Here is a 13,727-nt window from a genome sequence, read left to right on the forward strand (position 1 = left end):
CAATCGTGTGGACCTGATCCAGTTGCCGCCTCCCGGCGTCGCCACACTGAGCGCCTACACAGGCGATAAGCTCACCCTCAACTTCCAGAGCATCGAGTTGCGCACCGCGTTGCAACAAATTGCCGATGTGGCGGGCCTCAACCTGGTTGCCAGCGATGATGTGCAAGGCTCGATCACCCTGCGTCTCAAGGAGGTGTCCTGGGACCAAGCGCTGGACCTGGTGCTGCAAGCCAAGGGCCTGGACAAACGGGTGAAGGCCGGTGTGTTGCTGGTGGCGCCGGCCGAAGAGCTGGCTGCGCGTGAGCTGCTCACGCTGGAATCGCGCAAACAGATGGCCGAATTAGCGCCGTTGCGCCGGGAGCTGCTGCAAGTCAATTACGCCAAGGCGGCGGACCTGGCCAAGTTGTTCCAGTCGGTCACCGGCCTTGAAGGCGTGACCGATGAGCGCGGTTCGGTGGCGGTGGATGATCGCACCAACAACATCATTGCCTACCAGACCGTTGAGCGTCTGGAAGAGCTGCGGCGGATCGTGGCACAGCTGGATATTCCGGTACGCCAGGTGATGATCGAGGCGCGGATAGTCGAGGCCAATGTCGATTACGACAAAAGCCTCGGTGCACGTTGGGGTGGGCGGCTCAATCGGGGCAACTGGGGCGCGGGAGGCATTCCGAAACCTCAGCCTGAAGGCTCGGAACCGCCGGAAAATCCACCCAGTTCGCCTTTTGTGGACCTGGGGTCACTCACCGGCACTTCGGGCCTGGGCATCGCCTATATCACCGACAACCTGCTGCTGGACCTGGAGCTCACCGCCATGGAGAAAACCGGCAACGGTGAAATCGTCTCGCAACCCAAGGTGGTCACGTCCGACAAGGAAACCGCGCGCATCCTCAAGGGCACCGAAATTCCCTATCAGGAATCCAGCTCCAGTGGCGCTACGTCAGTGTCGTTCAAGGAGGCTTCGCTGTCGCTGGAAGTCACCCCGCAAATCACCCCGGATGACCGCGTGATCATGGAGGTCAAGGTCACCAAGGACGAGCCCGACTACCTGAACAAACTCAACGACGTACCACCGATCAAGAAGAACGAGGTCAACGCCAAGGTGCTGGTCAAGGATGGCGAGACCATCGTCATCGGCGGGGTTTTCTCCAATACCCAAAGCAAAGTGGTAGATAAAGTGCCATTTTTGGGCGATGTGCCGTATCTTGGCCGCCTTTTCCGGCGCGATGTGCTGGCGGAGAAAAAATCCGAGCTGCTGGTATTCCTGACTCCGCGTATTATGAATAACCAGGCGATTGCTGTGAGTCGTTGATTCTGTGCGAAATTTGATTCTTGTAGGACCGATGGGCGCTGGAAAAAGCACCATCGGCCGTTTGCTGGCCAAAGAGCTGCGCCTGCCGTTCAAAGATTCCGACAAGGAAATTGAATTGCGCACGGGTGCCAATATCCCATGGATCTTCGATAAGGAAGGCGAACTGGGCTTTCGTGACCGCGAGCAGGCGATGATCGCCGAGCTGTGCGGCCTCGACGGCGTGGTATTGGCCACCGGCGGTGGCGCAGTGATGCGCGAAGAAAACCGTCGCGCGCTGCATGCCGGTGGTCGGGTGGTCTATCTGCATGCGTCGGTCGAGCAGCAGGTGGGCCGCACCGCCCGCGATCGCAATCGCCCGTTGCTGCGCACGGCCAACCCGGAAAAAACCCTGCGGGACCTGCTTACGCTGCGCGATCCCCTGTATCGGGAAATCGCCGACCTGGTGGTAGAAACCGATGAGCGGCCACCTCGGATGGTGGTCCTCGACATTCTTGAGCGCCTGCAACGGCTGCCACCCCGTTAAAGCCCGGCTCGAAATGCGCTATTCTCGGCGGCGCGCTATCACCCTGCGGGGTGTGGCGTAGAGCCATCAGGTGACGTCAGAACGTGACGTCATCGGTCGTCACAATATCTCTAACGCGGGGACACATGCAGACACTTAAGGTCGATCTAGGCGAGCGCAGCTACCCGATCCATATTGGCGAAGGTCTGCTGGACCAGCCCGAGTTGCTCGCACCGCATATTGCCGGGCGGCAAGTGGCGATCATCTCCAACGAAACGGTCGCGCCGCTGTATCTTGAGCGTCTGAGCCGCAGCCTGTCGGCCTATTCGGTGATCTCCGTGATCCTGCCCGATGGCGAAGCCCACAAGAACTGGGAAACCCTGCAACTGATCTTTGATGGCCTGCTCACCGCACGTCATGACCGCCGCACCACCGTGATCGCCCTGGGCGGCGGTGTGATCGGCGACATGGCCGGCTTTGCGGCGGCCTGTTACCAGCGTGGCGTGGACTTTATCCAAGTGCCGACCACGTTGCTGTCCCAGGTCGATTCGTCGGTGGGCGGCAAGACCGGCATCAATCACCCGCTGGGCAAGAACATGGTGGGCGCGTTCTATCAGCCTCAAGCCGTGCTGATCGACACCGCGACCCTCAACACCCTGCCGCCGCGCGAGCTGTCGGCGGGCCTGGCGGAAGTCATCAAGTACGGGTTGATCTGCGATGAGCCGTTCCTGGCCTGGTTGGAAGAACACGTCGACGCGTTGCGCAACCTTGACCAAGTAGCACTCACCGAAGCGATTTCCCGCTCCTGCGCCGCCAAGGCGCTGGTGGTGAATGCCGACGAACGGGAGTCCGGTGTACGGGCCACCCTCAACCTGGGCCACACCTTCGGCCATGCGATCGAAACCCACATGGGCTATGGTGTGTGGTTGCACGGGGAGGCTGTAGCGGCTGGCACCGTGATGGCATTGGAGATGTCGCAGCGCCTGGGCTGGATCAGCGCCGAGGAGCGTGATCGCGGCATCCGCCTGTTCCAGCGCGCCGGTTTGCCGGTGATCCCGCCGGAGGAGATGACTGAGGCGGATTTCCTCGAACATATGGCAATAGACAAGAAAGTGATCGACGGTCGACTGCGACTGGTGCTGCTGCGCCACATGGGCGAAGCGGTGGTGACCGACGATTATCCGAAAGAGATTTTACAGGCCACGCTGGGAGCGGATTACCGCGCCCTGGCCCAGCTTAAAGGTTAATAAGATCCCGATGACTAGTTTGCATGCCGACGAGGCGTTCCTCGGCCATTACCAGTTAAGCCACGACCCTTTTGCTCCACGGGTGCCTGGCTTCAAATTTTTCCCGGCCCAGCGCAAGCCAGTGCTTGGCCAGTTGCACCACCTCGCACGTTACAGTCAGCTGCTGCTGGTTGTGACCGGCCCGCTGGGCAGCGGCAAGACCCTGCTGCGCCAGGCCCTGGTGGCCAGCACCAACAAGCAGTCGGTGCAGAGTGTGGTGGTGTCGGCCCGTGGTGCCGGTGATGCCGCAGGCGTGCTGCGCCAAGTCGCCCAGGCGCTGGACGTGGCGACTGCCGAGCCGAATGCGATCCTCAAGCAAGTGGTGCAACTGGGCCTGACCGGCCAGGAAGTCTACCTGCTGGTGGATGACGCCGAGCAGCTCGACGAATCCGCCCTGGAGGCGCTGCTGGCGCTGGCAGCCGGTACACCGGAAGGTCGCCCGCACGTATTCCTGTTTGGTGAGTCGTCGCTGATCGCCGAGCTGGAGCAGATCAGCGGTGACCAGGAGCTGTTCCACGTCATCGAGCTGCAGCCGTACGAAGAGGAAGAAACCCGCGAATACCTGGCTCAACGCCTTGAAGGCGCAGGGGCCGGTATCGAACTTTTCTCCGCTCAGCAGATCTCTGATATTCACGAAAGCTCCGACGGCTGGCCTGGCACCATCAACCAGGTTGCCCGCGATGCCATGATCGAAGCCATGATTGCCAGCCGCACTGCGGTCAAGCGTCCAAAGATGGGGTTCACTATGCCTAAGAAACACGTATTGGCTATTTCCGCCGTTGTCGTGGTCGCTGTCGCCGCCGCCTGGTTGATTCCAGGCCGCAGCAAGGCACCGACCACGGCCGGCGCGCCAACCGAACAGGCGCAGTTGCCACTGGGCAAGCCCACGCCAAACGTCGAGTTCGCCAACTCCGGCCAACCGACCAACCTGCCGATGGTCGGCCAGCCGGTGATGCGCGGTCCGCTCGCCGAAGAAGCCGGTGGCATCTCCGAAGGCGACGACGGCGTGCCGCTGGAAGGCTCCAGCGCCACACCACCTACCGTGACCACCACTGCGCCGCCTGCGGGCGTTCCAGCGGGCCAGCCGGCTGCGGTTGCCAAGCCGACTCCGGCACCGACTGTCGCCACCGCCAAGCCAGCGCCTGTGACCAAGCCGGTCGCGCCTGCGCCAGCCGCCAAGCCAGCACCGGCTGCGGCTGCCAAGCCTGCTGAAAAACCGGCCGCCACCGTTGCCAAAGCCGGCGCTGCTGGTAGCAGCTGGTATGCCAGCCAGCCGACCGGCAACTTTGTGGTGCAGATCCTCGGCACCAGCTCCGAAGCCAACGCCCAGGCGTTCGTGAAAGAGCAGGGCGGCGAGTACCGTTATTTCAAGAAAGTGCTCAACGGCAAGCCTCTCTACGTGATCACCTACGGCAACTTCTCCAGCCGTGCAGCCGCCGATTCTGCGATCAAAACCTTGCCAGCGAAGGTTCAGGCTGGTAAACCTTGGCCTCGCACTGTTGCCAGCGTTCAACAAGAACTCGCAACAACTCGCTGAAGATCCGGCGGCCTTACCCAGGCCGCCCTCCCGGCACCTCAAAAAAATCCGCAAGTGCGTGCTGCCCTTACAGGCCGCGCGCTTTGTGGTGTCTGCGTCACAGTAGCTTTTGAGTCGTAGCGGTCAGAATTAAAAAAGTTTTGACTAGCACAGCATATCGCTTTAAACCTTTCATAAATGCGACATAGATTTGCGACATTTCGTCGCTAAATTTGTGAGCGTCTGTGTCGGTGTGTACAATGACCTCCCTTTTGCCCCCGCTAAGCCGGCGTACGTTCGGCGTGGAAGGTAACCGGTTGAATTGAAAAGAAATTTGCCTCGATATAAGAGGCAGCCTGGTGAGAAAGTGTCTATGAAAGCAGGTCTGTACCAACCCGATGAATTCAAGGATAACTGCGGTTTCGGCCTGATAGCCCATATGCAGGGCGAGCCCAGTCATACCCTTTTGCAAACGGCCATCGAGGCCCTGACCTGCATGACCCACCGCGGTGGGATCAACGCCGACGGCAAGACCGGTGACGGTTGCGGCTTGCTGATTCAAAAGCCCGATCAGTTCCTGCGCGCTGTCGCAAAAGAGCAATTTGCGGTCGACCTGCCCAAGCAGTACGCCGTGGGCATGGTGTTTTTCAACCAGGACCCGGTCAAGGCCGAAGCCGCTCGCGAGAACATGAACCGCGAGATCCTGGCTGCCGGCCTGCAACTCGTCGGCTGGCGCAAAGTGCCAATCGACACCAGCGTACTCGGCCGCCTGGCCCTGGAGCGCCTGCCACAGATCGAACAAGTGTTTATCGCAGGCAGTGGCCTGAGCGACCAGGACATGGCGATCAAGCTGTTCACCTCGCGTCGTCGTTCGTCGGTTTCCAATGCCGCCGACACCGACCACTACATCTGCAGCTTTTCCCACAAGACCATCATTTATAAAGGCCTGATGATGCCGGCGGACCTCACCGCCTTCTATCCAGACCTGAGCGATGAGCGCCTGCAAACCGCAATCTGCGTGTTCCACCAGCGCTTCTCCACCAACACCCTGCCGAAATGGCCGCTGGCTCAGCCATTCCGCTTCCTCGCCCACAACGGCGAGATCAACACCATCACCGGCAACCGCAACTGGGCCGTGGCCCGTCGCACCAAGTTCGCCAACGACCTGATGGACCTGGAAGAGCTCGGCCCGTTGGTCAACCGCGTGGGCTCCGACTCCTCCAGCATGGACAACATGCTCGAACTGATGGTCACCGGCGGCATCGACCTGTTCCGTGGCGTGCGCATGATCATTCCGCCAGCGTGGCAGAACGTCGAAACCATGGACCCGGATCTGCGTGCGTTCTACGAGTACAACTCGATGCACATGGAACCGTGGGACGGCCCGGCCGGCGTGGTCATGACTGACGGCCGCTACGCGGTGTGCCTGCTTGACCGTAACGGTCTGCGCCCGGCGCGTTGGGTCACCACCACCAACGGCTTCATCACCCTCGCGTCGGAAATCGGCGTGTGGAACTACAAGCCCGAAGACGTCATCGCCAAAGGCCGTGTAGGCCCTGGCCAGATCCTGGCCGTGGACACCGAAACCGGTCAGATCCTCGACACCGACGCCATCGACAACCGCCTGAAGTCCCGTCACCCGTACAAGCAATGGCTGCGCAAGAACGCCCTGCGCATCCAGGCGACCATGGAAGACAACGACCACGGTTCGGCTTTCTACGATGTCGACCAGCTCAAGCAATACATGAAGATGTACCAGGTCACGTTCGAAGAGCGCGACCAGGTGCTGCGTCCGCTCGGCGAGCAAGGCTACGAGGCGGTCGGTTCCATGGGCGATGACACGCCGATGGCCGTGCTGTCCCAGCGCGTGCGCACGCCGTACGACTATTTCCGCCAGCAGTTCGCCCAGGTGACCAACCCGCCGATCGACCCGCTGCGCGAAGCCATCGTGATGTCGTTGGAAGTGTGCCTCGGTGCCGAGCGCAACATCTTCCAGGAATCGCCTGAGCACGCTTCCCGCGTGATCCTCAGCTCGCCAGTCATTTCCCCGGCAAAGTGGCGCTCGTTGATGACCCTGGATCGCCCAGGCTTCGACCGCCAGATCATCGACCTGAACTACGACGAAAGCCTCGGCCTTGAAGCCGCTGTGCGCAACGTCGCTGACCAGGCCGAAGAAGCCGTGCGCGCCGGTCGTACTCAGATCGTGCTGACCGACCGCCATATCGCACCAGGCAAGCTGCCGATCCACGCTTCCTTGGCGACCGGCGCAGTGCACCACCGCCTGACCGAAAAAGGCCTGCGCTGCGACTCCAACATCCTTGTGGAAACCGCCACCGCCCGCGACCCGCATCACTTTGCGGTGCTGATCGGCTTCGGCGCCTCGGCGGTGTACCCATTCCTTGCGTACGAAGTGCTGGGTGACCTGATCCGTACCGGTGAAGTGCTGGGCGACCTCTACGAGGTGTTCAAGAACTACCGCAAGGGCATCACCAAGGGCCTGCTGAAGATCCTGTCGAAGATGGGCATCTCTACCGTCACGTCGTACCGTGGCGCACAGCTGTTCGAAGCCATCGGCCTGTCCGAAGAGGTTTGCGACCTGAGCTTCCGTGGCGTGCCGAGCCGTATCAAGGGCGCGCGTTTCGTCGACATCGAAGCCGAACAAAAAGCCCTGGCAGCCGAAGCCTGGAGCGCGCGCAAGCCGATCCAGCAAGGCGGCCTGCTCAAGTTCGTGCACGGTGGCGAATACCACGCGTACAACCCGGACGTAGTCAACACCCTGCAAGCCGCCGTGCAGCAGGGCGACTACGCCAAGTTCAAGGAATACACCTCGCTGGTGGACAACCGCCCGGTGTCGATGATCCGCGATTTGTTCAAGGTGAAGACCCTGGACACGCCGATGGACATCAGCGAAGTCGAGCCGCTGGAGTCGATCCTCAAGCGCTTCGACTCTGCCGGTATCTCCCTGGGCGCCTTGTCGCCTGAGGCCCATGAAGCCCTGGCCGAAGCCATGAACCGCCTGGGTGCGCGTTCCAACTCCGGCGAAGGCGGTGAAGACCCGGCGCGCTACGGCACCATCAAAAGCTCGAAAATCAAGCAGGTTGCGACTGGTCGTTTCGGTGTGACCCCGGAATACCTGGTCAACGCCGAAGTGCTGCAGATCAAGGTGGCCCAAGGCGCCAAGCCCGGTGAGGGCGGCCAGCTGCCGGGTGGCAAGGTCAACGGTCTGATCGCCAAGCTGCGTTATGCAGTGCCGGGCGTGACCCTGATTTCGCCGCCACCGCACCACGACATCTACTCGATTGAAGACTTGTCGCAGCTGATCTTCGACCTGAAACAAGTCAACCCGCAGGCGCTGGTCTCGGTGAAACTGGTAGCAGAAGCCGGCGTGGGCACCATCGCCGCCGGTGTGGCCAAGGCCTATGCCGACCTGATCACCATCTCCGGCTACGACGGCGGCACCGGCGCTTCGCCGCTGACCTCCATCAAGTATGCGGGCGCACCGTGGGAACTCGGCCTGGCTGAAACCCACCAGACCCTGCGCGGCAACGACCTGCGCGGCAAAGTGCGGGTGCAGACTGACGGCGGCCTGAAAACCGGCCTCGACGTGATCAAGGCCGCGATCCTCGGCGCCGAGAGCTTCGGCTTCGGCACCGCACCAATGATCGCCCTGGGCTGCAAATACCTGCGCATCTGCCACCTGAACAACTGCGCCACCGGCGTGGCCACTCAGAACGAGAAGCTGCGCAAGGATCACTACATCGGCACCGTCGACATGGTGGTGAATTTCTTCACCTACGTCGCCGAAGAAACCCGTGAGTGGCTGGCCAAGCTGGGCGTGCGTTCCCTCGAAGAGCTGATCGGTCGCACCGACTTGTTGGAAATCCTCGAGGGCCAGACCGCCAAGCAACATCACCTGGACCTCACGCCGCTGCTGGGCAGCGATCACATTCCGGCCGACAAACCGCAGTTCTGCGGCGTCGAGCGCAACCCGCCCTTCGACAAAGGCCTGCTGGCCGAGAAGATGGTGGAAATCGCCGGATCGTCGATCAACGACGCCAGCGGTGGTGAGTTCGCCCTGGATATCTGCAACTGCGACCGTTCGATTGGCGCCCGCATCTCTGGCGAAATCGCACGCAAGCACGGCAACCAGGGCATGGCCAAGGCGCCGATCACCTTCCGCTTCAAGGGCACTGCGGGCCAGAGCTTTGGCGTGTGGAACGCTGGTGGCCTGCACATGTACCTGGAAGGTGACGCCAACGACTACGTGGGCAAGGGCATGACCGGCGGCAAGCTGGTGATCGTTCCGCCTAAAGGTAGCGTCTACAAGACCCAGGACAGTGCCATCATCGGCAACACCTGCTTGTACGGCGCCACTGGTGGCAAGCTGTTCGCCGCCGGCACCGCCGGTGAGCGTTTCGCCGTGCGTAACTCCGGTGCCCACACCGTGGTGGAAGGCACTGGCGATCACTGCTGCGAGTACATGACCGGGGGCTTTGTCGCGGTACTGGGCAAGACCGGTTACAACTTCGGTTCGGGGATGACCGGCGGTTTCGCCTACGTGCTCGACCAGGACAACACCTTCGTCGACAAGGTCAACCACGAGTTGGTCGAGATCCAGCGGATCAGCGGCGAAGCCATGGAATCCTACCGGAACCACTTGCAGCACGTGCTGGACGAGTACGTCGAGGAGACCGGCAGCGAATGGGGCCGCAACCTCGCCGAAAACCTCGATGATTACCTGCGTCGTTTCTGGCTGGTCAAGCCCAAGGCTGCCAACCTGAAATCGTTGCTTTCCAGCATCCGTGCCAACCCGCAGTGATATGCGCCTGAAGAGTTTGATGAGGTTTTAACATGGCTGAACGTCTGAATAACGACTTCCAGTTCATCGATGTCGGGCGCAAAGATCCGAAGAAGAAACTGTTGCGTCAACGCAAGAAAGAGTTCGTGGAGATCTACGAACCCTTCAAACCCCAGCACTCGGCCGACCAGGCCCACCGTTGCCTGGGGTGCGGTAACCCGTATTGCGAATGGAAGTGCCCGGTGCACAACTTCATTCCCAACTGGCTCAAATTGGTGGCCGAGGGCAACATCCTCGCCGCCGCCGAGCTGTCGCACCAGACCAACACCCTGCCGGAAGTCTGCGGCCGGGTGTGCCCGCAGGACCGTCTGTGCGAGGGTGCGTGCACCCTTAACGACGGCTTCGGCGCGGTGACCATCGGTTCGGTGGAGAAGTACATCACCGACACCGCGTTCGCCATGGGCTGGCGTCCGGACATGTCCAAGGTCAAGCCAACCGGCAAGCGCGTCGCCATCATCGGCGCCGGTCCTGCCGGTCTGGGCTGTGCCGACGTGCTGGTACGTGGCGGCGTGACCCCGGTGGTGTTCGACAAGAACCCGGAAATCGGCGGCCTGCTGACCTTCGGTATCCCCGAGTTCAAGCTGGAAAAAACCGTACTGAGCAACCGTCGTGAAGTGTTCACCGGTATGGGTATCGAGTTCCGCCTGAACACCGAAATCGGCAAAGACGTGACCATGGAGCAACTGCTCGAAGAATACGATGCTGTGTTCATGGGCATGGGCACCTACACCTACATGAAGGGCGGTTTTGCCGGTGAGGACCTGCCGGGCGTTTACGACGCACTGGACTTCCTGATCGCCAACGTGAATCGCAACCTGGGCTTTGAAAAGTCGCCGGAAGATTTCGTCGACATGAAAGGCAAGAAGGTCGTGGTACTCGGCGGTGGCGACACCGCGATGGACTGCAACCGCACCTCGATCCGCCAGGGCGCCAAGTCAGTGACCTGTGCTTATCGCCGTGACGAAGCCAACATGCCCGGCTCGCGCAAAGAGGTGAAGAACGCCAAGGAAGAAGGCGTGAAATTCCTCTACAACCGCCAGCCGATCGCGATTGTTGGCGAAGACCGCGTCGAAGGCGTGAAGGTGGTCGAGACCCGTCTCGGCGAGCCGGACGCCCGTGGCCGTCGCAGCCCTGAGCCGATCCCGGGTTCCGAAGAAATCATCCCGGCCGACGCCGTGGTCATCGCCTTCGGTTTCCGCCCAAGCCCGGCGCCGTGGTTCGAACAGTTTGAAATCCAGACCGACAGCCAGGGCCGCGTCGTCGCCCCGGAACAAGGCCAGTACAAGCACCAGACCAGCAACCCGAAGATCTTCGCCGGTGGCGACATGGTGCGTGGTTCCGACCTGGTGGTGACGGCGATCTTCGAAGGGCGCAATGCTGCCGAAGGGATCCTGGATTACCTGGGCGTCTGAGCCCTGATACCCGCGACAAATTGACCCGATAGACAAAAGGCACGGCTCATACCGTGCCTTTTGCGTCTGGCTCTGAGAAAATGCCCGCACTTTTTTTGCGGATGCCGACATGACTGCCCTCAAGAACGACCGTTTCCTTCGTGCCCTGCTCAAGCAACCTGTGGACGTCACCCCTGTGTGGATGATGCGCCAAGCCGGTCGCTACCTGCCGGAATACCGCGCCAGTCGCGCCAACGCCGGCGACTTCATGAGCCTGTGCATGAACCCGGAGTTCGCCTGCGAAGTCACGATGCAGCCGCTGGACCGCTACCCACAACTGGACGCGGCCATCCTCTTCTCCGACATCCTCACCATCCCTGACGCCATGGGCCAAGGCCTGTACTTTGAAACCGGCGAAGGTCCGCGTTTCAAGAAGGTCGTCAGCACCCTGGCCGATATCGAAGCCTTGCCGATCCCCGATCCGCACAAAGACCTCGGTTACGTGATGGACGCCGTGAGCACCATCCGCCGCGAACTCAACGGCCGCGTGCCGCTGATCGGCTTCTCCGGCAGTCCGTGGACCCTGGCCACCTACATGGTCGAAGGCGGCTCGTCGAAAGACTTCCGCAAGACCAAGGCCATGCTCTACGACAACCCGCAAGCCATGCACCTGCTGCTGGACAAGCTGGCGCAGTCGGTCACCGCCTACCTCAACGGCCAGATCATGGCGGGTGCGCAAGCGGTGCAGATTTTCGACACCTGGGGCGGCAACCTGTCGGCGGCGGCGTACCAGGAGTTTTCCCTGGCCTACATGCGCAAAATCGTCAGCGGCCTGATCCGCGAACACGAAGGCCGCAAAGTGCCGGTCATCATGTTCACCAAGGGCGGCGGCCTTTGGCTGGAAAGCATTGCCGACGCCGGTGCCGATGCGCTGGGCCTGGACTGGACCTGCGATATTGGCGAAGCCCGCCAGCGCGTGGGCAACCGCGTCGCGCTGCAAGGCAACATGGACCCGACCGTGCTGTATGCCAAGCCGGAAGCGATCCGCAGCGAAGTCGGCCGCATCCTCGCCAGCTACGGCAAAGGCACTGGGCACGTGTTCAACCTCGGCCATGGCATCACCCCGGAAGTGAACCCGGAGCATGCCGGCGCGTTCCTGCGTGCGGTGCATGAGTTGTCGGCGCAGTATCACGAATAATCGTTGCCCAATGAAAAACGCCCGGTTTATCCGGGCGTTTTTGTTTGAGTTGGGCGGACGTAAGGTGCTTGTAATGTCCGTTATTGCGGACATAATCACGGTATCTATCTTAAAAGTCCGTTCTGGGTGACATCATGTTGCTGGTTAATCCACCTGAGCTGGGTGAAAGAATACGGCAACTGCGTCGCGCAAAGGGCTATAGCCAAGCGCAACTGGCGGATCGTGCCAAGTGCAACCGCAAGACCATCATGGATCTTGAAGCGGGTGAAAATGTCGCGATGTATACCGTGTTCAGGGTGATTTCTGCCTTGGGAATGGCACTCGAAGTCGTCGATAAACGCATTGACCTCAAATCCCTGGCTGATCTGGTGGAGCACGATGAGTAGAGTCAAATTGCTCAACGTTGTCACCCCTCAGGGACATTCAGGCGAATTGTCCAAGGGCTCGCAGTTTGCGTTTTCCTATGCGTCTGCTGATGCCGAGCGTGAGGCATCGCTGGTCATGCCCTACGACCCGACGCCTTCAGTGAGCAATGTGCTGCATCCGATTTTCGATATGAACGTACCAGAAGGTTTTCTGGCCGATCAGATCAAGCGACGGATGGCTAAACACATGCAGGTGGATGAGATGCGCCTGTTGTCGATCATCGGTGGGAACCAGATTGGACGGCTGACGTACCAGAATCCTGCCGAGGCGTCGGTTCCCGTACAGGCTCAGGTAGGGCTCCAGCAAATACTGTCAGCCGACAGCTCTCAACACGTATTTGAATTTCTGGTAGAGACGTATTTCGAGTCGGGCATTTCCGGCGTGCAGCCCAAGGTGCTGGTACCCGATCTGGACAAGCTCGCGGGCAACCGCAAAACCATGCTCAGTTCTGATCTGATCGTGAAATCTGGCGCCGATGAGTACGCTCACCTGGCCCAGAACGAATTCCTCTGCATGGAAGCTGCCCGAATAGCGGGCATGGAGACACCGCCTTTCTGGTTGTCCGAAGGAGGCGATCTGTTTGTCATGGAGCGCTTTGACCTGACACCCTCGGGGCGGCTTGGTTTTGAAGACATGGCCGTGTTGTTGGGGCTCAACAAAGATCCCCATGACAATTACAAGTACTCCCAGAGCTACGAAACCCTCGCTGCGGTCATCAACCACGTGTGCGCGCAAGGTGAACCGCTGCGTGAACTTGAGCGGTTTTTCTCTTCGGTTTGCTTGTCGGTCATGGTGCGTAACGGTGATGCTCACCTAAAAAACTTTGGTGTGATCTATACCCATCCGGGAGCCCGCGAAACGGTGCAAATGGCGCCGGTATTCGATGTCACAACGACCACCGTGTATGAGCATTACAATCCCAAGTCCGGTCGTTCATTGGTTGATCGCACCCTGGCAATCAAAATGAACAAGACAAAGTCTTACCCAGACCGTCAGCAACTGATGGAGTTTGGTCGTAAGTACTGTGCGGTGGAGAAGCCGAGTGTGATCATCGAGCGAATCGCAGAGGCGATGTCCGAGGCGCTCGGTACGCATCAGGCGCGCATCGACGTCGAACTGTTTTCGGCGATGCAAGCTGAGTGGGACGGGGGACGTGCCATGGCGCTCCATGACTCGGTGTCCACTGGGATGAAGCGAAAACCTGTGGTGAAAAGACCGCGATGAAGCGGTTTTTTCTTTAA

At 60.5% G+C, this 13,727-nt stretch carries 8 protein-coding genes and 1 pseudogene; all 9 read left to right on the forward strand.

Annotated features, from left to right (window positions below; genetic code table 11):
- Positions 1-52 precede the first annotated feature (52 nt).
- Positions 53-1,309 (forward strand): annotated as a pseudogene (locus ACP7EW_RS20360) (type IV pilus secretin PilQ); the annotation flags it as partial.
- Between the two features lie 4 nt (positions 1,310-1,313).
- Positions 1,314-1,832, forward strand: a complete 519-nt coding sequence (gene aroK, locus ACP7EW_RS20365) for a shikimate kinase AroK (RefSeq protein WP_016979191.1) — start codon at positions 1,314-1,316, stop codon at positions 1,830-1,832.
- A gap of 125 nt (positions 1,833-1,957) precedes the next feature.
- Positions 1,958-3,058, forward strand: coding sequence for a 3-dehydroquinate synthase (gene aroB / locus ACP7EW_RS20370; protein ID WP_033897761.1), 1,101 nt, complete (start codon positions 1,958-1,960; stop codon positions 3,056-3,058).
- A gap of 10 nt (positions 3,059-3,068) precedes the next feature.
- Positions 3,069-4,634, forward strand: a complete 1,566-nt coding sequence (locus ACP7EW_RS20375; RefSeq protein ID WP_314524647.1) for an SPOR domain-containing protein — start codon at positions 3,069-3,071, stop codon at positions 4,632-4,634.
- A gap of 352 nt (positions 4,635-4,986) precedes the next feature.
- Positions 4,987-9,432, forward strand: a complete 4,446-nt coding sequence (gene gltB / locus ACP7EW_RS20380; RefSeq protein ID WP_426219257.1) for a glutamate synthase large subunit — start codon at positions 4,987-4,989, stop codon at positions 9,430-9,432.
- 32 nt (positions 9,433-9,464) lie between these two features.
- Positions 9,465-10,883 (forward strand): FAD-dependent oxidoreductase, encoded by a 1,419-nt coding sequence (locus tag ACP7EW_RS20385; RefSeq protein ID WP_177011634.1) that lies wholly within the window; start codon positions 9,465-9,467, stop codon positions 10,881-10,883.
- A gap of 109 nt (positions 10,884-10,992) precedes the next feature.
- Entirely contained in the window at positions 10,993-12,060 is a 1,068-nt protein-coding gene (hemE, locus tag ACP7EW_RS20390) for a uroporphyrinogen decarboxylase (protein ID WP_033897765.1), read from the forward strand.
- A 134-nt stretch (positions 12,061-12,194) separates the two neighbouring features.
- A complete protein-coding gene (locus tag ACP7EW_RS20395) occupies positions 12,195-12,446 on the forward strand; it encodes a helix-turn-helix transcriptional regulator (RefSeq protein WP_033897766.1) in 252 nt (83 codons plus the stop codon).
- Positions 12,439-13,710 carry a type II toxin-antitoxin system HipA family toxin gene (locus ACP7EW_RS20400; RefSeq protein ID WP_426219259.1) on the forward strand — a complete coding sequence of 424 codons (1,272 nt, stop codon included), beginning with the start codon at positions 12,439-12,441 and terminating at the stop codon, positions 13,708-13,710. Before ACP7EW_RS20395 ends, ACP7EW_RS20400 begins: the two co-directional genes overlap by 8 nt.
- The last annotated feature ends 17 nt before the right edge of the window (positions 13,711-13,727 follow it).

The sequence above is a fragment of the Pseudomonas sp. DWRC2-2 genome, assembly GCF_049897885.1.
Classification (GTDB): Bacteria; Pseudomonadota; Gammaproteobacteria; order Pseudomonadales; family Pseudomonadaceae; genus Aquipseudomonas; species Aquipseudomonas azotoformans_A.

What these genes read in the sequence shown, in the direction of transcription:
- hemE (WP_033897765.1), top strand. Translation starts at nt 10,993, where the DNA reads ATGACTGCCCTCAAGAACGACCGTTTCCTTCGTGCCCTGCTCAAGCAA.
- ACP7EW_RS20375 (WP_314524647.1), top strand. Translation starts at nt 3,069, where the DNA reads ATGACTAGTTTGCATGCCGACGAGGCGTTCCTCGGCCATTACCAGTTA.
- ACP7EW_RS20385 (WP_177011634.1), top strand. Translation starts at nt 9,465, where the DNA reads ATGGCTGAACGTCTGAATAACGACTTCCAGTTCATCGATGTCGGGCGC.
- ACP7EW_RS20395 (WP_033897766.1), top strand. Translation starts at nt 12,195, where the DNA reads ATGTTGCTGGTTAATCCACCTGAGCTGGGTGAAAGAATACGGCAACTG.
- gltB (WP_426219257.1), top strand. Translation starts at nt 4,987, where the DNA reads ATGAAAGCAGGTCTGTACCAACCCGATGAATTCAAGGATAACTGCGGT.
- ACP7EW_RS20400 (WP_426219259.1), top strand. Translation starts at nt 12,439, where the DNA reads ATGAGTAGAGTCAAATTGCTCAACGTTGTCACCCCTCAGGGACATTCA.
- aroB (WP_033897761.1), top strand. Translation starts at nt 1,958, where the DNA reads ATGCAGACACTTAAGGTCGATCTAGGCGAGCGCAGCTACCCGATCCAT.